This is a genomic window from Accumulibacter sp. (assembly GCF_029255145.1).
GTDB lineage: Bacteria > Pseudomonadota > Gammaproteobacteria > Burkholderiales > Rhodocyclaceae > Accumulibacter.
The window spans coordinates 1-5,844 of record NZ_JAPUVQ010000017.1; the positions used below are offsets into that span (position 1 = coordinate 1).

8 protein-coding genes and 1 pseudogene are annotated in these 5,844 nt (G+C 60.5%); 2 read left to right on the forward strand and 7 right to left on the reverse strand.

Annotated elements, in window-relative coordinates:
* Window positions 1-403: 403 nt before the first annotated feature.
* Window positions 404-550 carry a hypothetical protein gene (locus tag Q1L50_RS01465; protein WP_300335372.1) on the forward strand — a complete coding sequence of 49 codons (147 nt, stop codon included), beginning with the start codon at window positions 404-406 and terminating at the stop codon, window positions 548-550.
* Between the two features lie 77 nt (window positions 551-627).
* Here Q1L50_RS01465 and Q1L50_RS01470 read toward each other — a convergent pair whose 3' ends face one another.
* The 4 genes from Q1L50_RS01470 to Q1L50_RS01485 all read right to left on the reverse strand — a co-directional run bounded on the left by Q1L50_RS01470 (window position 628) and on the right by Q1L50_RS01485 (window position 3,070).
* A complete protein-coding gene (locus Q1L50_RS01470) occupies window positions 628-897 on the reverse strand; it encodes a hypothetical protein (protein ID WP_300335374.1) in 270 nt (89 codons plus the stop codon).
* 5 nt (window positions 898-902) lie between these two features.
* Window positions 903-2,303: an SEC-C metal-binding domain-containing protein gene (locus Q1L50_RS01475; RefSeq protein ID WP_300335375.1), complete on the reverse strand. Its 1,401-nt coding sequence runs from the start codon at window positions 2,301-2,303 to the stop codon at window positions 903-905.
* Window positions 2,300-2,590, reverse strand: coding sequence for an integration host factor subunit beta (locus Q1L50_RS01480; RefSeq protein ID WP_300335377.1), 291 nt, complete (start codon window positions 2,588-2,590; stop codon window positions 2,300-2,302). Before Q1L50_RS01480 ends, Q1L50_RS01475 begins: the two co-directional genes overlap by 4 nt.
* A 159-nt stretch (window positions 2,591-2,749) precedes the next feature.
* Window positions 2,750-3,070: a hypothetical protein gene (locus Q1L50_RS01485; RefSeq protein WP_300335378.1), complete on the reverse strand. Its 321-nt coding sequence runs from the start codon at window positions 3,068-3,070 to the stop codon at window positions 2,750-2,752.
* 156 nt (window positions 3,071-3,226) lie between these two features.
* On the opposite strand from Q1L50_RS01485, the gene Q1L50_RS01490 reads away from it, so the two are divergent.
* Window positions 3,227-3,397, forward strand: a complete 171-nt coding sequence (locus Q1L50_RS01490; RefSeq protein ID WP_300335380.1) for a hypothetical protein — start codon at window positions 3,227-3,229, stop codon at window positions 3,395-3,397.
* 133 nt (window positions 3,398-3,530) lie between these two features.
* Here the strand turns inward: Q1L50_RS01490 and Q1L50_RS01495 are convergent, their stop codons facing one another.
* From Q1L50_RS01495 to Q1L50_RS01505, 3 genes and pseudogenes are all read right to left on the reverse strand, one after another.
* Window positions 3,531-3,926: a hypothetical protein gene (locus tag Q1L50_RS01495; protein ID WP_300335382.1), complete on the reverse strand. Its 396-nt coding sequence runs from the start codon at window positions 3,924-3,926 to the stop codon at window positions 3,531-3,533.
* Window positions 3,926-5,263, reverse strand: a pseudogene (locus Q1L50_RS01500) (recombinase family protein). Before Q1L50_RS01500 ends, Q1L50_RS01495 begins: the two are co-directional and overlap by 1 nt.
* The gene (locus tag Q1L50_RS01505) at window positions 5,260-5,700 is read right to left on the reverse strand and encodes a DUF2924 domain-containing protein (RefSeq protein ID WP_300335383.1); all 441 of its coding nucleotides are present in this window, start codon (window positions 5,698-5,700) and stop codon (window positions 5,260-5,262) included. The pseudogene Q1L50_RS01500 and the gene Q1L50_RS01505 overlap by 4 nt, the downstream one beginning before the upstream one ends.
* Between the last annotated feature and the right edge of the window lie 144 nt (window positions 5,701-5,844).

The following is a 5,844-nucleotide window of genomic DNA, read 5'->3' on the forward strand; positions in this document are numbered from 1 at the left end:
GCCTCTACTTGCCTTCTACGTGGCCTTATTGCGCCGCGATTGCTCTGGCCTCATTGCGCCGCGAGTCCAGTGGCCTCATTACGCCGCCACCGAAATGGCCTTATAGCGGCGCGAATTAACACCTTGGCTGCAATCGCTGCCGCGCCACTTCCCGATCCATCGAACATCCTCAGACGACGTGAAATTGGTACGCCCGAGAAATGGGACTGGGCGCTGCCAGACCGCTTGTTCTTCGATAGCTTTGCTTCAAGAAGGCTAGACTTGGTTGCAGCGCGTGACTTGGCCTCATCCAGCGTTTAACCAAGAAACGGGCTTACCTTAGGGCGGTAGCTGGAACCGCGAAGTACAGGGAGTGCACTCTGCATCTTGCACCGGCAAGTCGCTTCTCGCGTGAAGCCGGAATTTGATCAACACGGGCATCACACGCGGCAAGAGCCTGATCGTACTGGTCGGCCAGAAAGGAGCACTTGCCATGGCGGTCAAGGGCAAGCAGGTGGAACGGCGCTGGTCGAAACTGAAGGAACATTTGCTCACGACAGGCAAGTCTTGACGGGGTCCAGGATCGGGCGGGTGTTCTGCATGTCCCCCACCGGAAACCGACACATCAAGTCCTTCACCGTGCGATGGTCAGGAACCTTTCTGTTGAAGAATCGCCAAGATTTCCTTCGCATGCGGGTTACAGCTTTTCGAGTCAAGGCTCAGATCAAACGCTTGGTTGAGAACGTCCGCAACGAACTGCTCCGCTCTTACGGAACGGCCGCGTATCTTGAGCCCGAAGATGATGTCTGCTGCCTCGACCCTGTATCCGTCAAGGTCCGGTACCTCCTGTGCGGCAGTCCCGAGTGGATTCCACTTGGCCAGAACCTTTGCGACGGCGGCAATTTGTTCTTCGTTCATCTTCTTCACTCGCTTGCGCCGTGGCGCGAGATCCCCAGCGCCTGCCATAGAAAGTCGAACGAAATCGTGCGTCGCCCCTGCTGTGCCGCTTGCTGCTTTTCGCTGGCTTCATACAGGCGCAGCAATCCCTTCACACGCTCCAGCCCCGCGGGCGTGTCGATCGCCTGTCGAGGGGTCTTGCCAGCGAGCGCCGGGATGGGTTCGTCGGGCCACTTGGCGTACATCCGCCGGAGTGTGTCTTCCACCAGTTCGGCGAGCGCTTCTGGTGACAAATCCCCGTCAGCGTCTGCGGGCTTCGCCGGTTGACCGGCAGGCATGTTGAGGAGCAGTCCTGCGGGGTCGGACAATTCGCGAGACAGGAATCGAACTGCATCGCCAGCAACGGACTCGAACCAGACGCGACCTTCATCTGCGTAGCGCTGCGTCTTGTAGAAGACGGTGACCCTGTCGGCACTGGTCTCGACATTGATCGTCGCCACCGAGCGGGTCTCTCCATCCTTGCAGTCGATGAAACGATTCCAGGCGGACTCGCGATCACCGTCGACGTCGCTCTGCGCAGACAAGGACTGCGTCAAGGCCGCCCAATCCTTGACGCGATAGTGGTCCGTGATCAGCAACATGGGCTCGCCAGAGTAGGCGTCCCTGAACGCTGGCATCGGCACCGGAGCGAAAAATTGTGCGAGCCATTGGCGCTGGAGGATGGAACTCAACAGGTGCGGCAGGTCGCTCGCTTGCCCGTCGAAGTGATCCATGGCCTTGCGCATTCTCGCCACGACAGCCGGGCCGGTAAGATGCGTAAACGCGTATACAGCGCCAGACAATTCGTAATGATCATCGACTTCCATGATCCGTACGCCAATCCGGACTCCCAGTAGGGAGGCCTGGCTTCCCGATCTCTCGCGCACGATGATCGGCGGCGCTTCTGCGTCGAGCGAATCGCAGAGCGTCAGTTGTTGGCCGGGAACCACGTCGGTCACGTCGTAGAGGCGCAAAGGGCGCTCAGCCAACTGCGCGATCCAGCGGCGTTGACCCACCGTGAAGAGCGGTCCGCCCGGACCGAGCAGGTACTCCGAGACTGGCTTGGGCTCGCCATGCACCAGAATCTCGCCCTCGGCCAAGAGCCATTCTGTGGCGTTGAGTTGAATGCTGTTCCAGGTCTCCAGGTCTTGAGCTTTCAGAGCATCTTCCTCCTCGGGGCTCAATTCATCGAAGAGCATTTCTGCAAGGGCGACGCTGACGGCCTTGCGGTGCTTGTTCATCAGCCAGTCGATGGCACGCTCCACGGCTCCGGCATGGCCTTTCCGTTCTGGTTCAACGAACTGTGCGGGGTTTTTTGCACAACACTGCTTGTATTTCTTGCCGCTGCCGCATGGACAGGGATCATTCCGACCAATCTTGAAGGTCATTTGCTGGGCTCCACTCTCTCTCGTAGTTCTTTCCCCGGCGTGAAGTGCAGCACCCACTTCGCGGGCACTGGCACCACGACGCCGGTCCTGGGATTTCGGCCGATCCTCGGTGGCAGGTGATTCAAACCGAAGCTGCCGAAACCGCGGACTTCTATCCGACCGCCGCGGGCCAGTGCTTCGATCATGCCGTCGAGGATGGCCTTGACCGAGAGTTCAGCGTCTTTGGCGGTGAGTTGCGCGAAGTGTGGGTATGCGGCGAGGCGAATGATGAGTTCGGAACGGGTCATGCCGACATTCTACGTGGTTTGGCGGTGTCGAATGACACGCGACCTGTGGTTGAACGGTCTGCTGAGCAGCCGCACGGTGGGTGGTGTGGTGGCAGGCGAACCTCCCTGTGCCAATTCGGATCCCGCTCGGTGCCGAAGAGACTTCTGATTACCTTTTGCTCACAGGGACGCGACGCTCCGCACATACCTGAGCTTTTCGTCCGAAAGACCAGAGAGATCGCCCTCTTCGATACTGTTCTCTTGCAGCAGCCGTCCGAAGACGATAAGCAATTGCGAGTAACGAAAGTCGTACTTCGTGTCGATCTGACGTCGGGTTTCCGCCAGGTATTCCTGGACTGACCACATGTCGTCTGGGTCACTGGCGCCAGCGGCCCGCCTCTTGAACTCCGCCATGACCTGTACCAGTTCGCGTTGGAGCGGTGCGTTGAACACGCGTCTCGCGATCTTCTTTTCCGCTTCGGTCCAAGTCGAGTGCTGCATTCTACGTCTCTGAACTGACAGGGCATTCACTTGCCGCGCCGACAATACCTTCCTCAACCGCAAGCCTGTAGTCGGCAGACAAAGCTCGCTGGACTGTAGGTCTGAAGGGCAGCACCGATGGCGATTGTAATCGACAACTGCGTCAGCTTCGAGGGGATGAAACTGCAAATCCCCGCCGATCGCCATCGCTGCCACCACGTCAAGGCCAAGGTGACGGTGCTGCGCCGTACGGACCACACGCTGGCGATTTTCCACGGCCCGCGCAAGCTTGCTGACTATGATCCGGCCGGCAACGCCATACCTCTGAGTTTGAAGGCAGCTGCGTAGGTCCGCCGCGGCCACCCGGGGCGGGGCAATCGGTTCCGGGCTACGCCCTCCACCGCTTTCCCCGCCCCGGTCACAGCGGACAATTCATTTGCTACAGAACCGGACAGATCTATTTGTTGGCAACAGTATGAACTCACCGTCTCGCCTCAACGCCAAACCGCTCCCGCTGCCTCGCCCACTCCAGCGGAAACGGCTGCATCAAGTCCTTCAGCGTCAGGGTCGCAGGCTGTTTCCCCGCAAGTATGGCTTCCACGATATCCGGCGCCAGCAAGGCCAACCGAATGACGCGACTCACGAACGAAGGCCCGATCTTTTCCGCCTTGGCGATCTCGTCCAGACAACCGTAGGTACCGTTCTCCAGCAGTTTCTGCCAACGAAATGCCCGCGCGACCGCCTTGATCATCGTATTGTCGATGGTGGCCATCGGTGCTGGGTTGCCGTGAGTCCCATCCGGCAATACGATCACCTTGCGTCCACCCCGCCGCTTGAAGGTCATTGGCAGATCAACAGAAATGACATCGCTGTCCATCACGCGGCCTTCCTCCCTGGCATGACCAACCGGATCAGATCCCGCATCCCCGCCGTCTTCATGTCGATGCGCAGGCCGGTGGGGCTGACGGTGACCCGTTCCACCAGTAGTTGAATGATCCTGGCCTGCTCGGCGGGGAAAAGTTCGTCCCACACCGGTTCGATGGATTGCAGGGTCAGAATGGTTTCCTGCGCATCGGCGGTGGGATCAAGGGCCAGCACTTCCCGGATGGCCTGCGACATCACCTCGGGCGCCTGCAAGACCTTCCGGACCTGCGCGACCACCGCCGCCTCGATCTCGCCGGCTGGCACACGGGACACCGAGCAGGCGTCCTTGCCGATCTTCATCGAGGCAGTATTCACGTAGTAGCGATAGACCTCGTCGCCCTTGTGGGTGGCGCCGGGCGTCATGGCCTAACCATCATCGGCGAAGATCAGGCCCTTCAATAGTGCAGGCGCCCGCGATGGCCGATTCTGCCGGGCACGTTGCTCCGGCTCCGCGCGACCCAACATCGCCTGCACCTGCTCCCAAACTGAACGGTCCAGGATCGCGTCATGCTCCCCGGCGAAGTGCTTGCCCTTGTACGCCGCGATGCCGATGAACACCGGATTCTTGAAGAGCTTGTACAGGTAGCCCTTGTCGATCAACTTGCCGGTACGGGTCGTGTCCTTGAGCGTCGTCCACGACTTCGTCGTTACCCCGTCGGCCCGCAGTTCCCGCGACAGGGTGGTCATCGACCCGAGCGCGATGTACCGCTCGAATATCCGCTTGACCAAAGCCGCCTCGCTGGCGTTCGGCACCAGTTTCCGCTCGACGACATCGTAGCCCAGCGGTGACATCGCGCCCATCCAGATCCCCTTGGCCCGACTGGCGGCGATCTTGTCTCTGACGCGTTCCCCACCCAGTTCCCGCTCAAACTGCGCAAAGGACAGCAGGATGTTCAGCGTCAGCCGCCCCATCGACGTGGTGGTGTTGAACGATTGCGTGACGCTCACGAAGGTCACCTTCTGCGCGTCGAACAGTTCGACCAGTTTCGCGAAATCGGCCAGCGACCGGGACAGGCGGTCAATCTTGTAGACGACGATCACATCGACCAGGCCTTCGCGGACATCGTCCAGCAGGCGCTGGATGGCAGGCCGGTTGAGCGTGCCACCCGAGAATCCGCCGTCGTTGTAGGCATCGCTCAGAGCCACCCAGCCTTCGGATTTCTGCGAGTCGATGTACGCTTCGCAGGCATCACGCTGGGCGTCGAGCGAGTTGTAGTTCTGCTCCAGCCCTTCCTCGGTCGATTTCCGGGTGTAGATTGCGCAGCGCAGCTTGCGGGTGATGGCGCTCATGCCGGCCTCCGGGCGCACAGGCCAAAAAACATCCAGCCATTCCAGACCGTGCCGGTGATCGCTCTTGCGATTGCCGACAGCGACTGGTACCGCTGGCCCTGAAACTCGAAGTGATCAGGCTGCACTACGACCTCGTAGGGGGTGCCCTGCCATTCCCGGATCAACTTGGTCCCGGCCACCGGGCGCTCATCCACACGCCGGCTGCGAACCCGCGCCTTGCCGCCGTCGAGTTGCTCGCCGAGTTGTTCCAGGCGTTTCACGGTGCTCGTCTTCAGTCCGCCATGGGCGAGTTCCTGCAGGCGGTAGGCAAGCCGGTTCTCCAGAAATCGCCGGTTGTATGGCGGCGGATCGTTGTCGAACAGGTCACGCCACAGTTTCTTGAGTTCAGGAATCGGGGTGGTCTTGAGGGCCACCACCCGGGCCAGTACGTCCGTCATGCCATGTCTCCCTTGGGGTTCTGTCGGCGCCGGGGTGAAACCGGCGTCCACAAGCCGACATAAATCTGGTGCGAGCAATGCGGTAACTGCAGCCTGCAACTTCGGTTTGAGGGCGCAAAGAGAGGGCCGCCCGGCCCGTGGGCA